Annotated in this window: 14 protein-coding genes; 6 read left to right on the forward strand and 8 right to left on the reverse strand. The window is 41.6% G+C overall.

The window, feature by feature from the left end; translation table 11 throughout:
* Window positions 1-4: 4 nt before the first annotated feature.
* The 7 genes from Q0890_RS04515 to Q0890_RS04545 form a co-directional block, all read right to left on the reverse strand.
* Window positions 5-2,176, reverse strand: a complete 2,172-nt coding sequence (locus tag Q0890_RS04515) for an ATP-binding protein (RefSeq protein ID WP_299218110.1) — start codon at window positions 2,174-2,176, stop codon at window positions 5-7.
* A 12-nt stretch (window positions 2,177-2,188) separates the two neighbouring features.
* Complete coding sequence (locus Q0890_RS04520) at window positions 2,189-3,070, reverse strand: ABC transporter substrate-binding protein (protein ID WP_299218112.1); 882 nt, start codon at window positions 3,068-3,070, stop codon at window positions 2,189-2,191.
* A 505-nt stretch (window positions 3,071-3,575) separates the two neighbouring features.
* Window positions 3,576-4,463, reverse strand: coding sequence for an ABC transporter substrate-binding protein (locus Q0890_RS04525; protein WP_299218114.1), 888 nt, complete (start codon window positions 4,461-4,463; stop codon window positions 3,576-3,578).
* A 65-nt stretch (window positions 4,464-4,528) separates the two neighbouring features.
* Window positions 4,529-5,410 carry an ABC transporter substrate-binding protein gene (locus tag Q0890_RS04530; RefSeq protein WP_299218116.1) on the reverse strand — a complete coding sequence of 294 codons (882 nt, stop codon included), beginning with the start codon at window positions 5,408-5,410 and terminating at the stop codon, window positions 4,529-4,531.
* 346 nt (window positions 5,411-5,756) lie between these two features.
* Complete coding sequence (locus Q0890_RS04535; protein ID WP_299218965.1) at window positions 5,757-6,980, reverse strand: multidrug effflux MFS transporter; 1,224 nt, start codon at window positions 6,978-6,980, stop codon at window positions 5,757-5,759.
* 302 nt (window positions 6,981-7,282) lie between these two features.
* Complete coding sequence (locus Q0890_RS04540) at window positions 7,283-8,095, reverse strand: crotonase/enoyl-CoA hydratase family protein (protein ID WP_299218118.1); 813 nt, start codon at window positions 8,093-8,095, stop codon at window positions 7,283-7,285.
* A gap of 206 nt (window positions 8,096-8,301) precedes the next feature.
* Complete coding sequence (locus Q0890_RS04545; RefSeq protein WP_299218120.1) at window positions 8,302-11,856, reverse strand: ATP-binding protein; 3,555 nt, start codon at window positions 11,854-11,856, stop codon at window positions 8,302-8,304.
* A gap of 456 nt (window positions 11,857-12,312) precedes the next feature.
* On the opposite strand from Q0890_RS04545, the gene cysM reads away from it, so the two are divergent.
* From cysM to Q0890_RS04575, 6 genes are all read left to right on the forward strand, one after another.
* Complete coding sequence (gene cysM, locus Q0890_RS04550) at window positions 12,313-13,278, forward strand: cysteine synthase CysM (protein ID WP_299218121.1); 966 nt, start codon at window positions 12,313-12,315, stop codon at window positions 13,276-13,278.
* 41 nt (window positions 13,279-13,319) lie between these two features.
* Window positions 13,320-14,144 carry a 3'-5' exonuclease gene (locus Q0890_RS04555; RefSeq protein WP_299218123.1) on the forward strand — a complete coding sequence of 275 codons (825 nt, stop codon included), beginning with the start codon at window positions 13,320-13,322 and terminating at the stop codon, window positions 14,142-14,144.
* Between the two features lie 71 nt (window positions 14,145-14,215).
* On the forward strand, window positions 14,216-15,757 hold the full coding sequence (gene rlmD / locus Q0890_RS04560; RefSeq protein ID WP_299218125.1) for a 23S rRNA (uracil(1939)-C(5))-methyltransferase RlmD: 1,542 nt from the start codon (window positions 14,216-14,218) through the stop codon (window positions 15,755-15,757).
* A gap of 364 nt (window positions 15,758-16,121) precedes the next feature.
* Window positions 16,122-18,680: a bifunctional (p)ppGpp synthetase/guanosine-3',5'-bis(diphosphate) 3'-pyrophosphohydrolase gene (locus Q0890_RS04565; protein ID WP_299218127.1), complete on the forward strand. Its 2,559-nt coding sequence runs from the start codon at window positions 16,122-16,124 to the stop codon at window positions 18,678-18,680.
* Window positions 18,681-18,732: 52 nt separating this feature from the next.
* A complete protein-coding gene (gene mutM / locus Q0890_RS04570) occupies window positions 18,733-19,641 on the forward strand; it encodes a bifunctional DNA-formamidopyrimidine glycosylase/DNA-(apurinic or apyrimidinic site) lyase (protein ID WP_299218129.1) in 909 nt (302 codons plus the stop codon).
* 233 nt (window positions 19,642-19,874) lie between these two features.
* Entirely contained in the window at window positions 19,875-20,243 is a 369-nt protein-coding gene (locus tag Q0890_RS04575) for a hypothetical protein (protein ID WP_299218131.1), read from the forward strand.
* Between the two features lie 81 nt (window positions 20,244-20,324).
* Here Q0890_RS04575 and typA read toward each other — a convergent pair whose 3' ends face one another.
* Window positions 20,325-22,175 (reverse strand): translational GTPase TypA, encoded by a 1,851-nt coding sequence (gene typA, locus Q0890_RS04580; protein ID WP_299218133.1) that lies wholly within the window; start codon window positions 22,173-22,175, stop codon window positions 20,325-20,327.
* Window positions 22,176-22,382: the final 207 nt, after the last annotated feature.

Consider the following 22,382-nt stretch of genomic DNA (forward strand, 5'->3'; position numbering starts at 1 on the left):
TTAATTAAGCGTTAGGCAGCGTAATGACAAAACGTGTCATCTTACCGTGCTCACTATTTACATTGAGCTTACCATCATATTCTTTTACTTGAGCTTTGATGATGTCTAAACCAACACCGCGACCACCATCTTCGTCAGCATCTTCTTTCGTAGAAAATCCAGAAGAAAACAGCTGTTTTAACAGGCCATTACGATCAAGTTGTTTTGCCTCTTCGACATCGAAACGACCTTGCTTGACTAACTTTTCACGAATACCATCATAGTCGATACCTTGACCATCATCTTGTAAGGTCACAATAAAATCTTGACCACTACTTTGCATCTCAAGACCAATTGTACCGACAGCAGACTTGCCAGCTGATTGACGCACATCAGGCGTTTCAATACCGTGTACCACAGCATTACGTAGCAGCTGGATACTGATTTCTTTTACCGTCTTTTTAAGGTGCTCTGGTATCTTGATTTGTCCCAAAGTAGCACTATCAAGTTGTACTTGTTTGCCTTGTCTTGCTGCGATATCTTGTGCAAAATCATGATAATAATCGAGCAAATGACCGTCAGCTTCTTCATCCAAGTCAATCTCATTGCCTGCAATTTCTGAACCATCTATTGACAGATCTGTTGCTTGATTTTGGACTACTGCTTCATGTACATCTGATGCTGCGCTAGCTGGCGCTGTACGATTGATACGCTCACCCAATGTCTCGATAGTGTTAGACAAGCTGAGCAAATCATCCAAATGTACTGCTAAAGGCAGGAAGTCATTACCAGATAGCTTGCCCTGATTTTGTAGCACGTTGAGCTGATCTTCTGCTTCTGATGCAATCTTAGTAAAGCTGTGTAGCTTTAATGCTGAGGCCTCACCTTTTAAGCTATGCATTTCACGATAGATAGCGTTTAATTTAACCTCAAGCTCATATTGCGTACTGCCAGGATTTTTTAAGATATTGTTGATTTTTTCAATATGCGTTTTGGTGTTAGTGATGAACTCATTAATGATTTTTGGATTTACATTTAAGATGGTTGTTAACATCTCAATCTGCATGTCATTTTGTGAACGTTCTTTCTCTAAACGTTGTTCTAGATGAACAGCGTCTGATACATCGTTAACGTTGACCAAAATACGAGCAATGTCTTTATTTTCATAAACTCGTGAAAATCTAAAATCTAAGAAGCGGCTGTCCAAACCCTGTTCACTAGTGGTGTTATGTAGCAATACTTTGTGTAGGGGGTTTAGATCGTTAACCAGTTTTTCTTTAACACGTGGATTGTATAGCTGCTCAACGAACTGGCGTGTGGTCGTTAGATCTTTATCAGAAATACGGCCGCGTAGTACGCTGGCAAAGTTTTCTCCTGCTAAGCTATCAGAGCCAATAATCTTATTGAGTGCCTTTGAATGCTGCTGACCAATATTTAAGTCTTTATCAAGCAAGAACAGGCCGGTATTAACCGTTTGCATAATCTCTTGGGTTTCACGACGTGCTGCTAATGCTTCAGCATCTGTTTCACGTAGGCGACGTACAAAGAAGAATACAAAGATCAAAAAGTAGGCAAAGATTGCTGCAACACCAAGTATCTGAACCAGACGAATAGTATTGGCTTGGTTTTCAGCACTCGTAAATACATCATCAGTCAATTGGTCTAAAGAGTCGTTAATAAGCAAACTTGATGTCTTTGCCTGTTCGACTGCTTGCGTTAACTCATCAGCAGAGTCAACCATAATATTATCAGCATCTTTTAGATACGCTTGAATTTTAGGTTCTAAAAGCTGCCATTGCTCACTAGCTGCTACGATGTTGGCTTGTGCCTTACTATCAACTTGCGGTAAATCATAAGTATCACCATCGATATCAGTAATCGTACCACCTTGTCCGATAGCCGTAATAGAGTTAGTAATCAATCCAGTATTCTGCTCTAAACGCTCAAAAACTCGCTGCATATGAGGAGAGTTGGTATCCTCACCGTAGCTATTATCCAAGTCAAACAAGTCTTTGATCACCGCCTGCGCACTGTTGGCAACTTGGTTGGTTTGATCAATTAATACTGTGTTTCTTTCTAATAAGCTTGAGGTATAAAATGTAAACGCAAGCAAAGCACCGATCAACGACAAGAACAATGCAATTGATATAATCAGACCTTGATAACGCTTATTATCGACATTATGTGTGGTTGCCATGTTGAAAGTCCTTTAGTTTGCTTGCTCAGTAGTTTGGGCGTCAGATTGAGCTTCACCTAACCATTTCTCTTCGATTGTCTTAAAGGTCCCTTCTGCTTTAAGTTTGGTGATACCTTCGTTAACAGTGTCGATAAGCTGAGTGTTATCCTTTGCCATTAGTACAACCTGCTGTGCTGAAGGTGTATCTTCACCTTCATACGGTACGATAGTAACGTCATACTCTGGATGGGTTTTAGCGGTGTATTGCAAAATAGGCAAATCATGTAGGATAACGTCGACCTTGTTTTGCAGTAGGTCTTCAAATAGTAAAAAGGCTGTGGTTCTTGTAGAAAGCTCACCATATTTGCCAATTTCTTTTAGTTGCTCTGCAGGTTTTGCACCTTCCATACCAGCAACATGTAATCCTCCTAAGTCCTCTAAACGCTTCAAGTCTAAGTCTTTATTTGAGTACATCATGGCTGATGGGTTAAAAAAGTAAGGTGTGGACAAGCCATACTTTACGTTACGATCGTCTTTATAAGAGATACCTGATACCGCCAAGTCACGACCGCCAGTCTCTACGCTATCAAACATGTCTTGCCAAGTTTCTTTATAAAACTCGACTTTAAAACCTTGCTCTTCTCCAATAGCACGGATAGCATCAATATCAATACCTTGCATATTTCCATAGTCATCCTGAAAGGAAAACGGAGGCATGGTCCCTGTCGTTGCTACTTTAACTACTGGAGCATCATCTGGTAATTTGCTGACAAAAGTATCTTTGTTTTCTGCCACTGTTGGACTGGTCGTTGTTGCGTTTTCTTGCGTAGTTGTATTGCCTGCATTATTAGAGTTGCCACAACCAAATAAGCCCACACTTAGTACAATAGGAAGTACACGATATAACTGTTTCATAATCTATCCTTGAAAAATTGGGAGGTTTTTACAGTTTAATAAATTGTACTTATCGTTTTTTGCTTTCAATAGTTGCTTATTGACTCAATACAACATACCTATACATAAATATATTCGGTGTTTTTAAATTAATGAACTGGCATTAACTTAACTACATTTTGACTATAAATATTTAAAAAACTAATATTAAGCTCATGATATTTACATAGAACGACATATAATATCTAGATAAATAACATGCTGCACGACTAGTACATTTATTACACAAATTTACAATGAATAATACTTAAGTAACTTTATAAAAGCAATCAAGGTAAACGAGTAGTAAATGATAATCATTATCGTTTAATAGGATAGATTCGTACAGTACAGCCGCTCTACCCTCGAAAGGGTCGTAGAATAACATTACGTATTGACAAAAAAAGCATTCATACGTGTCATGCGTATGAATGCTTTTTTGTAAAAAATAAGATAAAAGGTCAGGTGACTTTGCTCTTATCGAAATCTAGCTTGTTCCTAATATTTTTTGCTGTTTTAAAGCAGTTTCAGTCAAGTCTTCACCAAACCATTTTGTCGTTAGCACAGCATAAGTACCATCCTTTTTTAATCCTTCTAACCCTACATTTACCTTTTCAAGTAGTTCAGGTTGGTTTTTATCGATAAGGAAAACTTTTCGAGCACCATCGGCGTCAATACCTTCATAGTCAAAATATATTGGGTCTAAACTTGATAAATCGTTTAATAAATAACGTATAACACCAGAATCATCTGCAACCGCATCAACTTCGCCTTGTGCCATAGCTTGCACTGCCGCAAATGTAGTTGGATACTGTTCTAGAGCACCTACTGCATAATTGCCTTTTGCAAAAAATTGATAAGGTTCAGAGTCGCTTAATACACCAATACTTACATCGTCCAAATTATCTAATGACTTAATATTCAATTCACTATCTAAGTACACTAGGCTAGTAGGCAAAGGTGCATAAGCATCCGACAATAAATATTTGCTATTTCTCTCGTCACTGTAAGTAAGACCAGCGGCCACCATATCTCTATTCTTACTATCTAAATTATCAAACAGCTTTTTCCAAGGGTCGTTATAGACCTCAACCTTAAAGCCTTGTGATTCACCAATATGATTCATCAGTTCTATATCGAATCCAGTAACATTACCGTATTCGTCTTTAAACTCATATGGTGCATAGTTTGCTTCGGTACCCACTTTAATCACAGGGGCAGTATCAGGCAACTGACTAACGAAGTCGTCTTTACCTTTGGTAGTGGAGGTACTAGCGCTATCTTGAGTAACGGCATTATTAGAGGTACCAGAATTACTACAACCAAACAATCCTACGCCTAGTACTATCGGGAGTACTTTATACAATGTCTTCATTTTCTATCTCCAGTTTCTAAGAAGAGAAATATTTAGCGAAACAAATGTTTCTAACTTCAACGACATTAAGTATTTGGTTTACGTTGTTCCGATACAGCTTGCGTCAGATCTTCACCAAACCATTTTGTGGTTAAAGTAGCATAAGTACCATTTTGTTTTAGACTCTTTAAACCGGCGTTTACCTTTTCGAGTAACTCAGGCTGTCCTTTTTCAACAAGCAATACTTTGTATGCACTCTCTGCATGGATATCTTCATAATCAAAATATTTTGGCTCCAAGTCAGGTAAGTCATTCATAAGATAACGAAGGGCACCCGCATCTTCGGCAACTGCATCAACTTCACCTCGCGCCATAGCCTTTACTGCTAAAAAAGTTGACGGATATGGGCTAACAGATTCAACACTGATTTCACCACTACTAAAGTAGTCATACTGTACGGTATCGCTAAGCACCCCAATCTTTACATCGTCTAATTCTTCTACAGAGGTGAGATTTAGGGACTCATCTAAATATACTAAGCTTGATGGTAGCGGCGCATATGGGTCTGACAGTAGATATTTTTTGTCACGCTCCGTACTATATGGTACGGCCGCTGCAAGCATATCTCGTGTTTTATTGTCTAAGTTGTCAAACACCTCTTCCCACGGATCACTATAGATTTCAACTTTAAAACCTTGGTCCTCACCAATCTCACGCATAAGATCAATATCGAATCCAGTAACACTTCCATACTCATCATTAAAACCATAAGGAGCAAACTGCGCGTCAGTAGATAACTTGACTGTCGGCGCGGTATCAGGCAATTTACTTACAAACGCATTGTTATCTTTGATAGCTGCAGTACTATTGGTATTTACATTGTCCTGAGTAGTCGCATTGTTGGCATTGCTACAACCAAACAATCCTACTCCTAGCATCATTGGAAGTACTTTATATAATGTCTTCATCACTCATCCTTGAAATTAAAAAATATTAGTAACTTTTCCTTTAACAAACCAACAAATTTGTATATAACTTTTTTGTAATAAAAAATACAAACCGTTACATTCGATATTAATTCAGTAAATTTAGGATAGCTAGAAACATAGAAAAAACTAGATAAATGGATGAATAGTATGATAAAAGGTAGATAATAGAAGTTATTTGAAAATTTTACCCATCTATTTGAATGAAATAAATTTTTGGGTTATATATAAATTATTGTAATATATCTTTTATTAAAGGTATAAAAAAAGCATTCATTATCTATTAGATAACTAAATGCTTTTTAAATAGAAGCTAACAACAAAATTTTTAATCCGTATCTTCAAGATTTAAGTTACGATCTATTTTCCAAATTAAAAAACAGCCCAGACTCATTAAGGCAAACATTGCAATACCAATCTTAAGTACAGGATTAACTGGAAATAGGTTCAACAATAGCCCACCAAAAATACCGACTGAAAACATCAAAGAGCCTTGTAAGGCACTTGCCATCCCAGCACGGTGTTTTTGGAACGCCAACGCAATGGCAGAAGCGTTCGGCTGGGTCAAACCAAGACCTGCAATACAAAAGAAAATACAGCTTAAAACCAGCGGCAGCCAAGCATCTGTACCAAGTAGTATTCCAACCACAAACAGTACGCCTGCCGAAATCACCTGCATCATCGCACCAAAACGTAAGATACTCAAAATACGAAAGCGATTGGTAAGCCATTGATTAAGCTGAGTTAACGCCACAAACCCTGCAGCGTTCATACCAAAGAGCCAACCAAAATGCGTCGCTGACACACCATACGTGTCCATAATTAGCTCAGAAGCCGAGCTAATATAGACAAACATCGCCCCCATCAGCAGCCCGCCACCAATCGCCGGATAATTAAAACTTGGATCTTTTAATAAGCTCCAATATTGGCTGAGCACTTCTTTAGCAGGGCGCACATTACGGTTTTCTTCTGTAAGGGTTTCAAAAAAGAAAAACTTAGTTAATAGTAAATTAAGCACCCCAAAAGCTGCTAAAAACCAAAAAATCGAATGCCAATCAAAGAACTGTAGGAATAGTGCACCAAGCGATGGCGCTAAAATAGGCGCCAACCCCATTACCAAAATCATAATAGAAAAAGCTTTAGCCGTTTGTTTGGCGGTGAGTCGATCACGTATTGCAGCGCGGGTGACGACCGCGCCTACGCAGGCGCCAAGTGCCTGTAATGTCCGCCCAGCGAACAAAATATACTCGTTACTGGTCATGGCACAAACAATCGACGCAATGACATACAAGCTCATACCTATATATAAAGGTTTGACCCGACCAACACGGTCACTAAAAGGGCCATAAAACAGCTGCCCAAATACCAAACCAAAGAAGTAAGCTGGTACGGAGTTGGCCATAAATGCTGTAGATACCTCAAAATCATCTGCCATCGATGGTAATGCAGGCAGATACATATCGATAGATAAAGGTCCTATCGCCACAATCAGTCCAAGCATCATAATCCATGCAACAGGCAGATCAGCAGCGCGCACACGTTCAGCAGTCATAGGTTTATTGGGCAAAGAGGATTTTGGAGCAGACATAGCGTGACCATTTTATACGAAGATTGCTGTTGATACTTAGATTGCTTTTATTCAATATAAACGTTATCAATAAAATATTCTTGTTTATTAACGAGCATTACTGATAAAAACAATGGTGCATATCTAATTTATTATCGTTACAAATATGCAAGCGGACAGTCCTATATCGTACTATCTACTTGTATTTCAATAGAGATATAACCTTAATAGAACAAACCTCAATAATTAAACAGAACCTACTAGACTGCTATAAGATGAGGGTTAAATTAACGAAACTGGCGTTTGCTAAACCCTGTACTGACCTCTTTGGCTTTTTTGAGCGCAAGCTTACGATTTCGTCCTAACATAAGTTTTAACTGCCACATTTTTTCTTTATATAGCGTGGTATGCGACTGCTGATACATGGCATTGATGACACGCTTACTTGCAAGCACCGCATCAGGAGAACGCTCGGCAAACTCAGCGGCCAGCAACTGTGCTTGTTGCAATGGTGATTCACTACAATGACTAACCAACCCTAGTGTTCGCCCCTCCTCTGCATCAATGGTACGCGCACTCATTGCCAGCTCTTTTAGCACGTCTGCACGCACGACCCCTAGTGCCGATTGCGTCAACCCCATGTCTGGTACTAATCCCCACTTGGCTTCCATAATGGACAGTTTGCAATCAGGATGACTAATGCGCACATCGCACGCCAGAGCCAGCTGTAATCCCGCACCAATGCAATACCCTTCTAATACAGCAATCACAGGAACTGGTACTTCGCGCCAGACCAAGCAGACCTGCTGAAATAGGCTTTGGTTAGGTTTAATTAATTCCCAAAAAGCGTACGCTTGATTTTTGGGGTGATTCAAATCACCCAAATCTATACCAGCACAAAACGTCCCTTCAGCACCATTAAGAATGACAGCACGTAACGTCTTATCCTTACTAATATGTCTAGCAACAGCGATAAGCTCATTAACCACTTGAAAACTCATGGCGTTCTTTTTTTGAGGACGATTTATAGTAACAGTGGCAATATTTTCGGTTACGCTAACTTGTAGGGTTTTATATTGATAAGCGGCGATAGCATGCATAACAATCCTTAATAAGCAGTTTGGATGATAAGTTGATGTTCGTTTTAGCAGTTATATTTTATTAATCTTAACAGGCTTATATCTGCTACAGCACGCGAATAACTGACTGCAGAGGTATCAATACTTTATTGGCCATATCGTTTTATAATATCTGACGCATTACTTTAGCGACAGTTGACCAGATAGTTGTTTTGACGACAGCCACACTAGATCATCTTCCAAGTCATATCATTTTCGCTTAAGCGATGATAGTTCAGTTGCGGATATGGTGATAGATCGAGCGCCTGCAGATTGTTGAGCGCAAGCAATAAGTCCTCATAGTACGGCTTGAGCATGGCAAACTGCACCGGCGTAGTATGTTGAACATTTAATAGACACTTATCTTCCAAGTCTTGGCTGGCTTTACGCAGTTGCGGGACACCAGTATAGCGACTGGCACCCAAAATGCGGTGTGCAACTTGCGCCAGCATATTTCGATCACGCGCTTGCCACGCTTGAGCCAAGGCTTCTTTTTCATCCGCTATAGTATCGATCATCATAATAATGAGCTTAGCAGCCAAATCCGGCTTGTTTGCCGAACGTGTCAGCGCATCTTGCCAGTCCAATATCTCCATCCCAACGATGCTGTTACTTTTTGAGCCATGATCCTGTTGTGCTTGCTCGTCTTGTTCAATGAGAGTATCTTGATGTGGCCGATCTTGATATTGTAAGCTTTGATAACGAGGCTGAGTCGCCCGTTGGGGCTCTCGCCTATACTCATCGCGAGGGTGAATATCTCGCATATAATCATCACGGATTTTTTTTAGAGATAGTGGACGTCGCACAGTTTTATCTACAGATGGGCTTTTGATTTTAGTATTGTCTACGTCATTGGACGCCATGCTATGGGTAGCGTCAGTAGACGCAACTGGTAATAAATGCTGCGACGTTGATGTACGCCCTAACCATTTTTGTAGCACTTGTAACAATTGCGGTTGGCTAATTGGTTTGCCAACGTAGTCATCAATACCACTTGCAAGTAGCTTATCGCGCTCATCAGACAATCCGTGAGCCGTTAGTGCAATAATAGGAATGTGGCTATCGCCAACCTCTATTTTACGGATTTGCTGCGCCGCTTCACGACCCGACATACGCGGCATTTGAATATCCATAAAAATAAGATCGATGCTGTCTTTATCTTCTGGGTTGTTTTTTAAATGGGCCAACGAATTTTCTTCGGTATCTATATCTATGGTTGAGGCAGTATTGGCCGACACCTTATGGGTTTGCGCGCGAGCTTGAGCTTTTGATATCTGTGTTTTGTTGGATAAGCTTTGTTGCGACGATTTAGCATTTTTTATATTTTTAGCCTGCTGTTTACTGATCAATTCGATGGCATCAAAGCCACTATTGGCAGTGATGACATGGATACCAAGCTCACTAAGAAGCGCATCTAATACTAAAAGGTTGGGCAGATGATCGTCTACTGCCAGCACAGTTATGCCATGCCAGCGCGGTGCTTGCGCTGCGACCGGTTCGCTTTTCTTTTGAGTGTCGAGCATGGCATATAACTGCCTCTTATCCAACGGCTCATATAAGACATTGGCATGATAGCGGTTCAATAATGCTTGGTCAGCAGCAACTTGATAGCCGAACACAGCAAGCTTGCCTTGATAGTGCAAACGAATTTGCTTGAGCAATGCTGTCATGTCGTCTTGTGTGTCGTTGTCGACGATTACCCAGTCCCAATAATTGCCATGCTCTTTTAATGACTCAAGCACACCAGGTAACGAGTTGGCTTGAGTAAGTTTGATAGGCAGGACTTGCAGGCTAGCTTTTAGGACTTGTCTTGACGCAATGTGATTGATCCAGACCAATACATTGAACTCATCATTCGCACTAGCCAGTGGCGCAAGTACTGGTAAGGCTATGGTTTGACCAGTGGCAGCTTCCAATACATCGATATGAGTTGGCATACGAAACCAAAACGTCGCGCCTTGATTGGCTATATTTTCTTGTGCATTGTCATAAAACCCAATATCACCGCCCATAAGGCGTGTCAGTTGTTTGGATATGACAAGGCCCAATCCTGTTCCACCATACTGACGCGTGATAGAAGGATCACCTTGGCTAAAGCTTTGAAACAGCATCTTTTGGTCTGCAAGAGATATCCCTTTGCCACTATCTTGAACGCTAATCATCAGATGATTATCGCGATGATCATCTAAGCTTACGCGCACCACGACATCACCGCTATCGGTGAACTTAATGGCATTACCGACAAGATTGGTTAAAACTTGTTTGAGACGTAGGGCATCACCCACGATTCGCATCGGCACATCGTTATAAAATAGTACGGCCATTCGCAGACCTTTCTCTGCCGATACAGGAGAGAGCATATCGACCACGTCATAAATGGTGTCATAAAGATCAAACTCGTGACGATCAAGCACCAACTTGCCTGCTTCAATTTTAGAGAAGTCCAACACATCATTGACCAATGCCAGCAGATGTGCAGACGATTTACGAATCGTATGCACGTATAAGTCTTGTTCAGGATTGAGCTCACCGTGACGCGCCAGCAAATTAATAAATCCATCAATACTGTTTAGCGGCGTGCGCAGCTCGTGACTGATATTGGCTAAGAATGCAGACTTAGCCTGACTGGTTGAGATGGCATCATCACGAGCATTTCTGATAGAAATGTTTTGCATCTCCATCTCATCAAAAGCCAGGCGTAGATCGTCCTCGGTTTGTTCTGCATGGTCTTTTAAATCCTGAAAGCTACTGTGCAAGCGCCGTAACGTCTTAACCAAGTCTTGTTGTAATAAGTTTAACTCTCCATCAGACTCAACCGGAATAGGCTTGTATAGATTGTCCACATGAGTACGCTGTAGTTGCAAACGCAGCTCATAAATAGGCGCAATCCAGCGTTTGGCATAAATATTGAGACTTAATAGCAAAATTAAAATCGTAAAAAGACCGGTAATAACGAGCGCCATCGCGATACGGTAACGCGCAATGTAAAGTGGCTCGTTGTCCATATCGACAAGCAACCACAATCTGTGCCCTTCAAAATTACCCAATACAGTGCCATAAGCTGTACCGATAGGCGTCGATTGCTGGGACAAAAAACTTTGTGATGCATCGATTAGAGGCCAACTTTCGCTCACACCATAACCGACTGTTGCAAGTACTTGATTATTTTCATTGATAATGGCAATGCGTTGTACATGCTGCTCCGACTGCATACGGCTGAGTCTATCGCGAATCGATACCAATGTGGCCATCGCCCCTTGAGGAGCATCGGCTGTCTCGTTGAGACTTTCATCAATAACTGTAGCAGACGATAGACGAGAGGTGGACATACCTCCCAGCGCTTCTTCTGACAGTACCGTACTACTCAATCGTCCACCACGGGCACTAATATAATGGTCCGAATGTACTTGCGACAACGGCAGATACTCAGGTCGGATATTGTTTTCAAGTGCTGCTTGGCTGGCTGCCGCCATCTCATCAATCATATCCTGCGAATTTTTTTCATTGGCTTTTGACTGCTGACGTTCTTGCACTAACAATGCAGGAATCAGCTCAGTAACCATAGGTTTGTAACGAATCAACACCGCCTCAGCTAACGCTTCTTGTTCTGACTCACTGGCACGCATCGTCTCATGAAAAACAAGAATACCGCCGACTGCTGCTAACACACAAATCGGTAAAAACACCAAGATGATCAACTGACCATAGGCGCTACTGGTATCAAAGCGTTTTTTGTATGCCATGTTAAAACTTATCCCTACAGGTTTCTGTGCTCTCTATCAATAACCACTATAAATGATTTTATTCAGCCATCAACATATTAAATATTTTCGTTATTTTAGCAGCATTTAGAAGTGTCGGTATCATCTTGGCCATTCATATCAACTTATCAGAAATATCAACAATTATTTTATACTGTTATGACTATCCGCTGTCCTCATACTTAGATACCCAACAGACTCTAGTTGACTGACTTTTTAATCTTATTCATTTACCAAAATATCTTGATGCTATCAGCGTAGCTAAAAACAAAATGATATAATGATGCCATTTTCAATTTGTCATAACTTTCGGTTATAGTCGATACCAAATAAAATGATTACACGACATTATGAGATGTGACCAGTACAAAATTGACTAGAACAAAGATTAGAACCGTATTTACGATACTATTATTCCAAAATAGACAAAGGTGCCCTATGTCCTCCACCACTACGCCAAACGCCAATTTTATCAATCAAGTTACCGAACTTGCTGATTGTGTTGGCCAAACGCCACTCGTAAAATTACATCGTTTGCCTGTAGAAGAAAGTATTACCAATGGAGCGACGTTGCTGGCAAAGCTCGAAGGTAATAATCCTGCAGGCTCTGTAAAAGATCGCCCTGCTTTTAATATGATTTATCAAGCAGAACAGCGCGGAGATATTCAGCCTGGTGACACTTTGATTGAAGCAACCAGCGGCAATACTGGCATTGCCTTAGCCATGGTTGCCGCAATGCGCGGCTATCCGATGACTTTGTTAATGCCAACAAACTCAACTCAAGAGCGTAAAGACGCTATGAAAGCTTATGGCGCAACCTTAATCGAAGTCGATGAAGGGATGGAGGCTGCACGTGATATGGCGTTACAGATGCAGGCTGATGGTCAGGGGGTTGTGCTTGATCAATTTAATAATATTGATAATAAGCAAGCACATTATTTGACGACAGGCCCTGAACTGTGGGCGCAGACTGAAGGCAAAATTACCCACTTTATAAGCTCAATGGGCACCACAGGCACCATTACAGGCGTATCGCAATACCTTAAAGAACAAAACCCAGCGATCAAAGTTATCGGCCTGCAACCTGATGAAAAGGCGTCTATCGCCGGTATTCGCCGCTGGCCTGCAGCTTATATGCCAGGTATCTTTGAGGCAGATTTAGTCGATGAAATCATGGATATTGACCAACATATCGCTGAAATCTATATGCGCAAACTGGCGAAGACTGAAGGTATCTTTGCTGGTGTCTCATCAGGCGCAGCAGCGTGGGCGGCTATACAAGTTGCTAAAGAGAACCCTGATGCTGTTATTGCCTTTATTGTCTGTGATCGCGGTGATCGCTATCTATCAACTGGTCTATACAATGTCGATGACACTCCTATCGATGATAATACTCAGTCGTAATATCTGACCAATGCTTGCACAATAAGTAACTAGGACTATTTATGTCACATGCCCTACCTGTTAATCCTGTACTGGTCTTTGATATTGAGACTGTGGCGGATACGGATGCTGCACGTCGTATTTATCCAAAACTGGCCGACCTAAACGACGCTGATGCGCTCAGTGCCTTGACTGCCATTCGGATCCAAGAAGCTGGCCATGACTTTATGCGCTTACCATTACAGCGTATCGTGTGCATCTCAGCGCTATACGTCAAAGATGGGCAGTTTTCTTTATTTTCTTTGACAGCAGATAAGTTTAGCGAAAAAGATATCCTTGCCAAGTTTTTTCGCGCTTTTAACGATATTGAAACCTTGCCACAACTGATTAGCTGGAATGGTTCAGGCTTTGATATACCCGTACTTATTTACCGCGCTATGCAGTATGATCTGTCTGCGCCATGGCTGTTTGAAGAAGGCGAGCGTATCAAAAACATGCGTTTTGATAACTACGTTAATCGCTTTCAAACCAAGCATCTAGATTTGATGGACAGATTTAGCCAATATGGTGCGAGTCGACGTGAAGCGATGGATGTGGTTGCAAGCCTGTATGGCCTACCTGGTAAGACCGATGTAGATGGCAGTATGGTAGGCGCCCTAGTTAACGATAATGATTGGCAAACACTATCGATCTATTGCGAATCTGATGTCATGAATACATGGCTGATATATCTACGCTGGCTGCGTCTAACCGGTAAGCTGTCGTCTCCGTCTTATAATCATTGGCAACAACAAAGCCGTGACTATTTAGCAAACTTTACTCAAGCAGATGGTCAAGCGCGCCATCATGAGTTTCTTGCCGATTGGATATCCGTACCTGAACCATAAAAGACCAGACGCAGTATTATCGACAATAGCACCTACTCTCATTTTTAGTTATTTATTATTAAGGCAGGTTTATGCAACCCACCGATTCAAAAACGTCTACAGCACCTGATACTATGTCACAAGCCAACGATACCCAAACGATCACTATCCCGCCCAATAAGAAAAAATCTAAACCATCATCCAAGACGCGTCGACGTCTAAAAGAGGCAGAGCCACTTCCCTTCAATATTGATGGATTGTCACACGATGGGCGCGGGGTTGCCGTATATGGTAATGGCTTTGATGAAAAGAAGGGACATGTAGCAGACAAGCATGGCAAAAAAGTTTTCGTCAGCTTTGCTTTACCGGGTGAAAGTGCTTTGGTCAAACTAACCAATAGTCGTGCCAGCTTTGAAGAGGGAGACGCGATTGATATCACAGCCAACCCAAATCCTGAACGTGCTGTACCGCCCTGCCCGCATTTTGGCGTTTGCGGTGGGTGCAGCTTACAGCACTGGCAGCCAGATGGCCAAATCAACTTTAAGCAATCAGTACTTGCTGAGATGCTTATACATCAAGCCAATGCTGAGCCAGAAAACTGGCTTGCACCGATAGTTGGTGATCGTCTCGGCTATCGTACCAAAGCACGACTTGGCGTACGCTATGTTGCCAAAAAAGAAACTGCATTGGTCGGCTTTCGTGAACGCTCAAGTAACTTTTTGGCCGAATTAAACGAGTGTCATATTTTAGATCCACGTATTGGCTTTGAGATTGAAAACCTAAAAGCACTTATGAGTACACTTGAGAGCCGCGACAAGATTGCTCAGCTAGAGCTAGCAATGGGTGAATACCTACCAGAGCTACCTGATGGCGATCAGCCTGTTGCCCTTATCGTACGTCATCTGGCTCCATTATCAGACTCTGATATCGAAAAGCTTAAAGCGTTTTTTGCAGCGCGTCATTGGCAGCTATATTTACAATCTAAAGGCGCTGATAGTATCCAACGCGTTGCCTTGACTGACAAAGATGATCTGAGCCAACAATTTGGACGTTTATATTACCAACTGCCAGAATATGACCTTACTTTTGAGTTTATTCCAACTGACTTTACGCAAGTAAACCTTTCTGTCAATCGTCAGATGACCAAGCTTGCTTGCGATTTGTTAGATCTAAAAGCAGGCGAGCGGGTACTCGACTTGTTTAGTGGTTTAGGTAATTTTAGTTTGCCATTAGCCCGCCTCGTTGGTGAAACTGGCGCAGTGGTAGGCGTAGAAGGTAGCGACGCAATGACAGCACGCTCAGCAGACAATGCACGTCGTAACGGTATTCACAATACCAAGTTTTATAATCAAGATTTGACTCACGACTGTACTGATAAACCTTGGGCTAACGAAGGTTTTGATGCGCTCCTCATTGATCCGCCACGTTCTGGCGCTTGGGAAATCATGCAATACTTGCCTAAATTTAATGCCAAGCGGATTGTCTACGTCTCTTGTAATCCTGCTACCCTTGCACGTGATACAAAAGCTTTGTTAGAGCAAGGCTACCGTCTCACCCATGCTGGAGTAATGGACATGTTCTGTCATACGGGTCATGTCGAATCCATTGCGCGCTTTGAGAAAATAACGACTTAATTTTTATTGATTGTGTTATTGGGCTTTTTACTGATTTAACTTGAACTGTTTTGCACAAATGAAATTTCGTCAGAATACCGTTACGCTTGTATGCATTATCACTACAGAGCCTTGCTTGAATTAGCTTTCTAAAGTGACATAATAATACCCATACAAGCTGTATGTGTTTATCTACACATTGTGCATATTTGCGCTTATCGTCTTAAAATACTGGGCATAAACTCTTTATAACAGCTGCTAAAAAATGGATTTTTGTAGCTGTGTTGATCATATCTGATAATCATGAATTATGGGGTAGATCAAGCGTTTTTGCATAGCAGGTAAGAGGATAAGAAATTTTGAAAATAGCTAAGAGGAGTCGGCTATGGTAAAAATTCGAGAAGGTTTACCGCTTATTGATGGGCAAACAACACAAGCTGATAGTGCGGCTTTAGCAGCGCAGTTGGTGGCAAGCCAGCGCTCTCATCAATCTGCTAATAGCTACGCCCAAGTACCATCTGATATTAAACAACAACTAGCAACGCATAAGCTACATACCACTTTTGATCGCTCTGCCCCCTACTCTTATCATAGTCATGATCCCAAATTAAAAAACGAATATTCGGATCATATTCTTCTAGACGATATGCAGATGCTTGCAGAAGCATCAATCGCTGATGATTCAGATCAAGCCAATATTGATGTACCCGTATGGCTAGATAATGTCGCAAAACGTATCGACCAAGAATCTGTCCCTAATCTAGCCGCTGCTTGCGAGTTTATTCGTAGTCGTATGAATACTAGCGAGTCTGAACGTTCTGGTGCTTATGTGACCGGTATTGGTATGGCAGATATACTAACCTATTTATATCAAGATGAAGACGCTTTAGTGGCTGCTATGCTATACCGTAGCGCACGCAAATCATTGGTGAGTTTGACTGATATTGAGCAAAGCTTTGGGGCAGAGATTGCAAGTTTGGTTAAAGACGCCTTAGCTATGGGAAAGCTGTCTGCCATTATAGAAAGCAACAAGCGCCTAGAAGATCATTTCGTCAACAATCAAAGAGATCAGCTGTCTAACATCTACAGCATGCTCATCTCTGTCACTAACGATGTGCGCGTGGTACTTATTAAGCTTGCCGAACGTACCTTTGCCATGCGTGAATTGTCATTTTCCAAACCTGAACGTCAACAGCGCGTGGCCCGCGAAGTGATGACCATTTATGCACCGCTTGCCCATCGATTGGGTATTGCTCAGTTAAAGTGGGAGCTTGAAGACTTAGCTTTTCGCTATCTTGCCCCTGAACGTTACAAAGAGATTGCCAAGTTATTATCCGAAAAACGCAGCGAGCGTGAAGACTATATTCAGCGAGTACAAAACAAGCTAAATGATGCGTTAGCAGAAGCTGACATTACTGCCGATGTCTCAGGACGAGTCAAGCATATCTATTCTATCTATCGCAAGATGAAGCTAAAACGCTTATCGTTTGATCAACTCTATGACATTCGAGCACTACGAGTATTGGTCGAAAACCCAGCGGATTGTTATCATGTGTTAGGTTTGGTACATGGCTTATGGCGGTACATTCCTGAACAGTTTGATGATTACATTACCAACCCAAAGCCTAATGGCTATCGCTCGTTGCATACTGCGGTTATCGCTGAAAACAAATCACTTGAAGTACAGATACGCACCCAAGGCATGCATTTTGAGGCCGAGCTTGGTATGTGCGCCCACGTAAATTATAAGGAAGGCCTCAAAAAGAAAAAAGACAGCTACCTCACTCAAAAGATCAGCTCATTACGTTATCTGCTTTCTATTAATAACGAAACTCGGAGTCAAAATCGTTTAGGGCTTACAGCAGAGGGTGAGTTTACTGACCGTGAGTTAGGTGAACTAGAAGATGATGAGCCAATCGTTGATTTTGATGAGCTTGAGAGGATTTATATTTTTAGCCGAGATGGTGACATCACTGAACTACCAAAAGGGGCTACCGTACTTGACTTTGCTTATTATGTACACACGCAAGTAGGCAACCGCGCTCAAGCAGCGCGAGTCAATCAGCGTTACGTGCCATTGACTTACCAGCTAAAAACAGGCGAACAGGTTGAGATTATTACTAAAGCATCACGTGAGCCTAATCGTGATTGGTTGGTTGCGTCACTGGGTTATATTCATACCAATCGTGCGCGCTCTAAACTGCGTCAATGGTTTAACAAACAAGACCGCGATAAAAATATCGAAATCGGTAAGCAGATGCTAAGTAAAGAGCTTGAGCGACTTTCAGTACATCCCAATAGCATCGACTTGAATGACTATACGCAGCATTTTCATGTTAATAATACGGACGATATTATCGTTGGGCTTGTCACAGGCGACATTGGACTCCATCAATTAACTGGTCATATCTCTCGTCAGCTGCATTTAGAGCCTGAAAAAGAAAAGGAAGATTACACCCCTAGTGTTGATCCAAAAACAACAGGCAAACTTGATGCCTACAAAATCTGTATTGATGGCTTGGATAATATTGAGATAAATTTGGCAGGTTGTTGTCATCCTGTGCATGGTGAGCCAATTTCTGGATACATTACTTTATCTCGCGGCGTTAGTGTTCATAACCGTGGCTGTCCTGAATACATGCGTCTGATTGAACGTGACCCTGAGAGAAAGATCAGTGCAGCTTGGAAGTCTAAATCCGGTCGTTATCAGCCTGTTGATATCCATATTGAAGCTTATGATAGGCGTGGATTATTGCGTGATTTAACCCAAGTCATTGACAAAGAAAGTGTCAATATACGTAAGGTTGAAACCTTGAGCACTGATGACAATATAGCCTCGCTAAAATTTCATATCGAAGTCTCGGGATTGGCTCATCTATCCAAACTGCTTGCCAAGCTTGAGCTGCAGCCAGGGGTTTTGCATGCACGTCGTACCATTGTCTAACCGTTAATCGATAACTTAACTTTATATTTTATAAATTTTGTAGAAAGCCCTTATGCCTGAATTACCCGAAGTTGAAACCACAAAAACCAGTCTTGCCCCTTTATTAAAACAAAGCGTTACCGCCATACAAGTGTTTCAGCCAAAACTACGTTGGCCGATGCCAGATGACTTAAATATGCTGATTGACTATACGTTGCAAGACGTAGAGCGCCGAGCAAAGTATTTAATACTGACTTTTATAGCTAGAGTAAAATTGATAGAAAATGACCAAAACGCCATTGAACATCGACGTCGACTGATCATACATTTAGGCATGTCAGGTAGTCTACAACAGCATCCTTTGGGTACTGATAAACGTAAGCATGACCATTTAATAATGACTTTTGACAATGATGGTATTCAGTCGCAACTGCATTATCATGATCCCAGACGTTTTGGCGCAGTCTTATGGTATAAGGATTATGGTACCAAGCTTTTAGATCATCTAGGACCTGAACCACTATCAGAAGATTTCGATACTGACTATCTGTATCGCCTGATTCAGCGTAGCGATGTCGATAATATGTCGGATAAGACAACCAAACGACGCCCTATCACTCGTGCTATCAAATCAGTCATTATGGAGCAGCAGGTCGTGGTTGGTGTAGGCAATATATATGCAACAGAGAGTCTATACTTGTCTGCTATTCATCCTGCTACCCCAGCACACCAATTGTCTTACGAACAAATAAGTATATTGGTCAAACATATTAAAGTCATACTGCAACGAGCAATCGAGCTTGGGGGTTCGACACTACGTGATTTTACAGTCGCCAGCGGACAAACGGGATACTTTCAACAAACCTTAAATGTCTACGGTAGACAAGGTGAGTCTTGTCCGCATTGCGATACTGTACTCGACAATATCAAACTCAATGGTCGTGCTAGCGTGTTTTGCCCACTCTGTCAGCCAATTTTATAAACAAATATTTACTAATATATATGAGATAAGATCGGTATAATATGTTTTTATATTGCTTATCGGCACGCATCTTGCTTTAATAAAGAGTCAACGCTGCTTTGCAAATACCTTCAATAGCAGTGTTTATTACTTATACCGCTTACATGTTTTAGGAAATAATGATGACTGTTAATGCCGATAACCGATGCTCCAATAAAAGTAAGCTTTTGACCATAGCCTTAAGCATAGGCTTTATGATAGCTTTTACGCAGCCAGCCTCGGCTGCAATAGAGATAGATGAGCGTGATTTTGGTCCCTCATATGACACGATGATCGTTGATACAGTCGTTGGAAAGCCCTTACAATTAGTCACCGCTGTCACTGGTACCGCCGCTTATCTCGTCAGTCTGCCTTTTTCTCTTATCGGTGGTAACGCTGATCAAGCACAACAAAAACTGTTCGTTGAGCCTTGGAATGCGATGGGGCGCTGCTTAGGTTGTACAGTTGCTGAAGACAATTTTTATAAGTCACAAGACGCTAACGACAATATCGTACGTATCGTCGTTGACCAACCTTCAGAAATCCTTATTGATACTAACGATTATGTCGTAGTAACAAAATAACCAACAATAAAAACTCGTGGTCAAACATAAAAAAAGGCTAACGTTGCGTTAGCCTTTTTTTAATTATTCTATACTAAAGTATCAAGCACCTTTCTTACTACGACCATGACGTTTACGCTCACTTTCAGTCAAGTAGCGCTTACGAATACGGACAGCTTTTGGCGTCACCTCTACCAGCTCATCATCTTGAATAAATTCAAGCGCTTGCTCAAGGGTAAACTTAACCGCTGGCGTCAATGTTAACGCTTCATCAGTACCACTGGCACGTACGTTAGTAAGCTGTTTGGCGGTTGTTGGATTAACAGCCATATCGTCGTTACGTGAGTTCAAACCAACGATCATACCTTCATATACTTCAAGCTGTGGCTCAGCGAATAGTTTGCCACGCTTTTGTAGATTAAAGAGTGCAAAACCTAAGCAAGTACCGTTTGCCATAGACACTAGTACGCCATTAGAACGCCCACCAACATCACCAAGTTTCTGTGGTCCATAATGTGAGAAGCTTGACGTCATGATACCAGTACCTGAAGTCAGTGTTAAAAACTCAGAACGGAAACCAATCAAACCGCGAGCAGGTATGGTCGCCTCAATACGCATACGACCTTTACCATCAAGTTCCATATTGGTCATCTCGCCTTTACGCAAACCGACCTGTTCCATGATAGAACCTTGATGCTCTTCTTCAATATCGAATACAACGTTTTCATAAGGCTCTTGCAGCTTACCGTCAACTTCTTTAACGATAACTTCTGGGCCTGAAACACCCATCTCGAAACCTTCGCGACGCATGTTTTCAATTAGTACAGATAAGTGTAGCTCACCGCGACCCGATACTTTGAATTTGTCAGGAGACTCGGTATCTTCTACACGTAATGCTACGTTATGAATCAGTTCACGTTCAAGACGCTCACGAATGTTACGTGAAGTCACAAACTTACCGTCGCGACCAGCAAACGGTGAATTATTTACTTGAAAGTTCATTGATACAGTTGGCTCATCAACCGTCAGAGCTGGCAATGCTTCGACGTGGTTAGGGTCACAAATAGTATCAGAGATATTAAGTGCATCAATACCAGTAATACAAACAATATCACCAGCCTGTGCGTCTTCTACTTCAATACGATCAAGACCGTGATAACCCATAATTTTCAAAATACGACCATTACGAGTATTACCGTTTTTATCAATGACTGTAACCTGGGTATTAGTTTTAACCTTACCGCGTTGGATACGACCGATACCGATAACACCAACGAAGCTATTATAGTCAAGACTTGAAATTTGCATACGGAACGGGGCATCTGCATCTACTTGCGGAGGCTGTACCACATCAACAATGGTCTTAAATAATGGCGTCATGTCATCAGCCAAATCATCAGCGTCTAAACCGGCAATACCATTCAATGCTGATGCATAAACCACTGGAAAATCTAACTGCTCGTCAGTGGCACCTAAGTTATCAAATAGATCAAAGATCTGATCCATAACCCAATCAGGACGTGCACCTGGACGGTCAATTTTATTGATAACAACAATCGGTTTTAGACCTTGCTCAAACGCCTTTTGGGTCACAAAACGGGTTTGGGGCATCGGTCCATCAACAGCGTCAACGACCAAAAGGACACAGTCAACCATTGACATCACACGCTCAACTTCACCACCAAAATCGGCGTGGCCTGGAGTATCCACAATATTAATACGGTATTCTGTATCGTCAGAGCTGTCTGTCCAACGAATGGCCGTGTTTTTGGCCAAAATAGTAATACCACGTTCTTGCTCAATATCACCTGAATCCATTGCACGTTCAGCAATGTTCGCACGATCGCCAAAAGTACCAGATTGATGTAATAGTTTATCAACTAGAGTTGTCTTACCATGATCAACGTGGGCAATAATTGCAATATTACGCAGGTGTTTGATATCGTTCGCCATATAAAATGCTCGTTTCGTCTTAATAAAATGCAGTAGCAGTAAGCGCCGCTGGAGAATCTTTTATCATAAAGCAGATAGTTGTTTTTACTTTACTATAGAATGACTACGCAAGAGGGGTAGTGAAATAAAAAATACTGGCAAAGTAAGGTTTTCTACTGATAAATCCATCATACAGATAGCTATGCTAATGTACACTTTGTCAATTTA

This window comes from uncultured Psychrobacter sp., assembly GCF_947488565.1.
In the GTDB taxonomy this organism is placed as follows: domain Bacteria; phylum Pseudomonadota; class Gammaproteobacteria; order Pseudomonadales; family Moraxellaceae; genus Psychrobacter; species Psychrobacter saeujeotis.

Excerpts from the sequence above, each read along its gene's own strand:
- Q0890_RS04515 (WP_299218110.1), bottom strand. The coding sequence starts at position 2,176 with ATGGCAACCACACATAATGTCGATAATAAGCGTTATCAAGGTCTGATT.
- Q0890_RS04520 (WP_299218112.1), bottom strand. The coding sequence starts at position 3,070 with ATGAAACAGTTATATCGTGTACTTCCTATTGTACTAAGTGTGGGCTTA.
- Q0890_RS04525 (WP_299218114.1), bottom strand. The coding sequence starts at position 4,463 with ATGAAGACATTGTATAAAGTACTCCCGATAGTACTAGGCGTAGGATTG.
- Q0890_RS04530 (WP_299218116.1), bottom strand. The coding sequence starts at position 5,410 with ATGAAGACATTATATAAAGTACTTCCAATGATGCTAGGAGTAGGATTG.
- Q0890_RS04535 (WP_299218965.1), bottom strand. The coding sequence starts at position 6,980 with ATGACTGCTGAACGTGTGCGCGCTGCTGATCTGCCTGTTGCATGGATT.
- Q0890_RS04540 (WP_299218118.1), bottom strand. The coding sequence starts at position 8,095 with ATGCATGCTATCGCCGCTTATCAATATAAAACCCTACAAGTTAGCGTA.
- Q0890_RS04545 (WP_299218120.1), bottom strand. The coding sequence starts at position 11,856 with ATGGCATACAAAAAACGCTTTGATACCAGTAGCGCCTATGGTCAGTTG.
- cysM (WP_299218121.1), top strand. The coding sequence starts at position 12,313 with ATGTCCTCCACCACTACGCCAAACGCCAATTTTATCAATCAAGTTACC.
- Q0890_RS04555 (WP_299218123.1), top strand. The coding sequence starts at position 13,320 with ATGTCACATGCCCTACCTGTTAATCCTGTACTGGTCTTTGATATTGAG.
- rlmD (WP_299218125.1), top strand. The coding sequence starts at position 14,216 with ATGCAACCCACCGATTCAAAAACGTCTACAGCACCTGATACTATGTCA.
- Q0890_RS04565 (WP_299218127.1), top strand. The coding sequence starts at position 16,122 with ATGGTAAAAATTCGAGAAGGTTTACCGCTTATTGATGGGCAAACAACA.
- mutM (WP_299218129.1), top strand. The coding sequence starts at position 18,733 with ATGCCTGAATTACCCGAAGTTGAAACCACAAAAACCAGTCTTGCCCCT.
- Q0890_RS04575 (WP_299218131.1), top strand. The coding sequence starts at position 19,875 with ATGATAGCTTTTACGCAGCCAGCCTCGGCTGCAATAGAGATAGATGAG.
- typA (WP_299218133.1), bottom strand. The coding sequence starts at position 22,175 with ATGGCGAACGATATCAAACACCTGCGTAATATTGCAATTATTGCCCAC.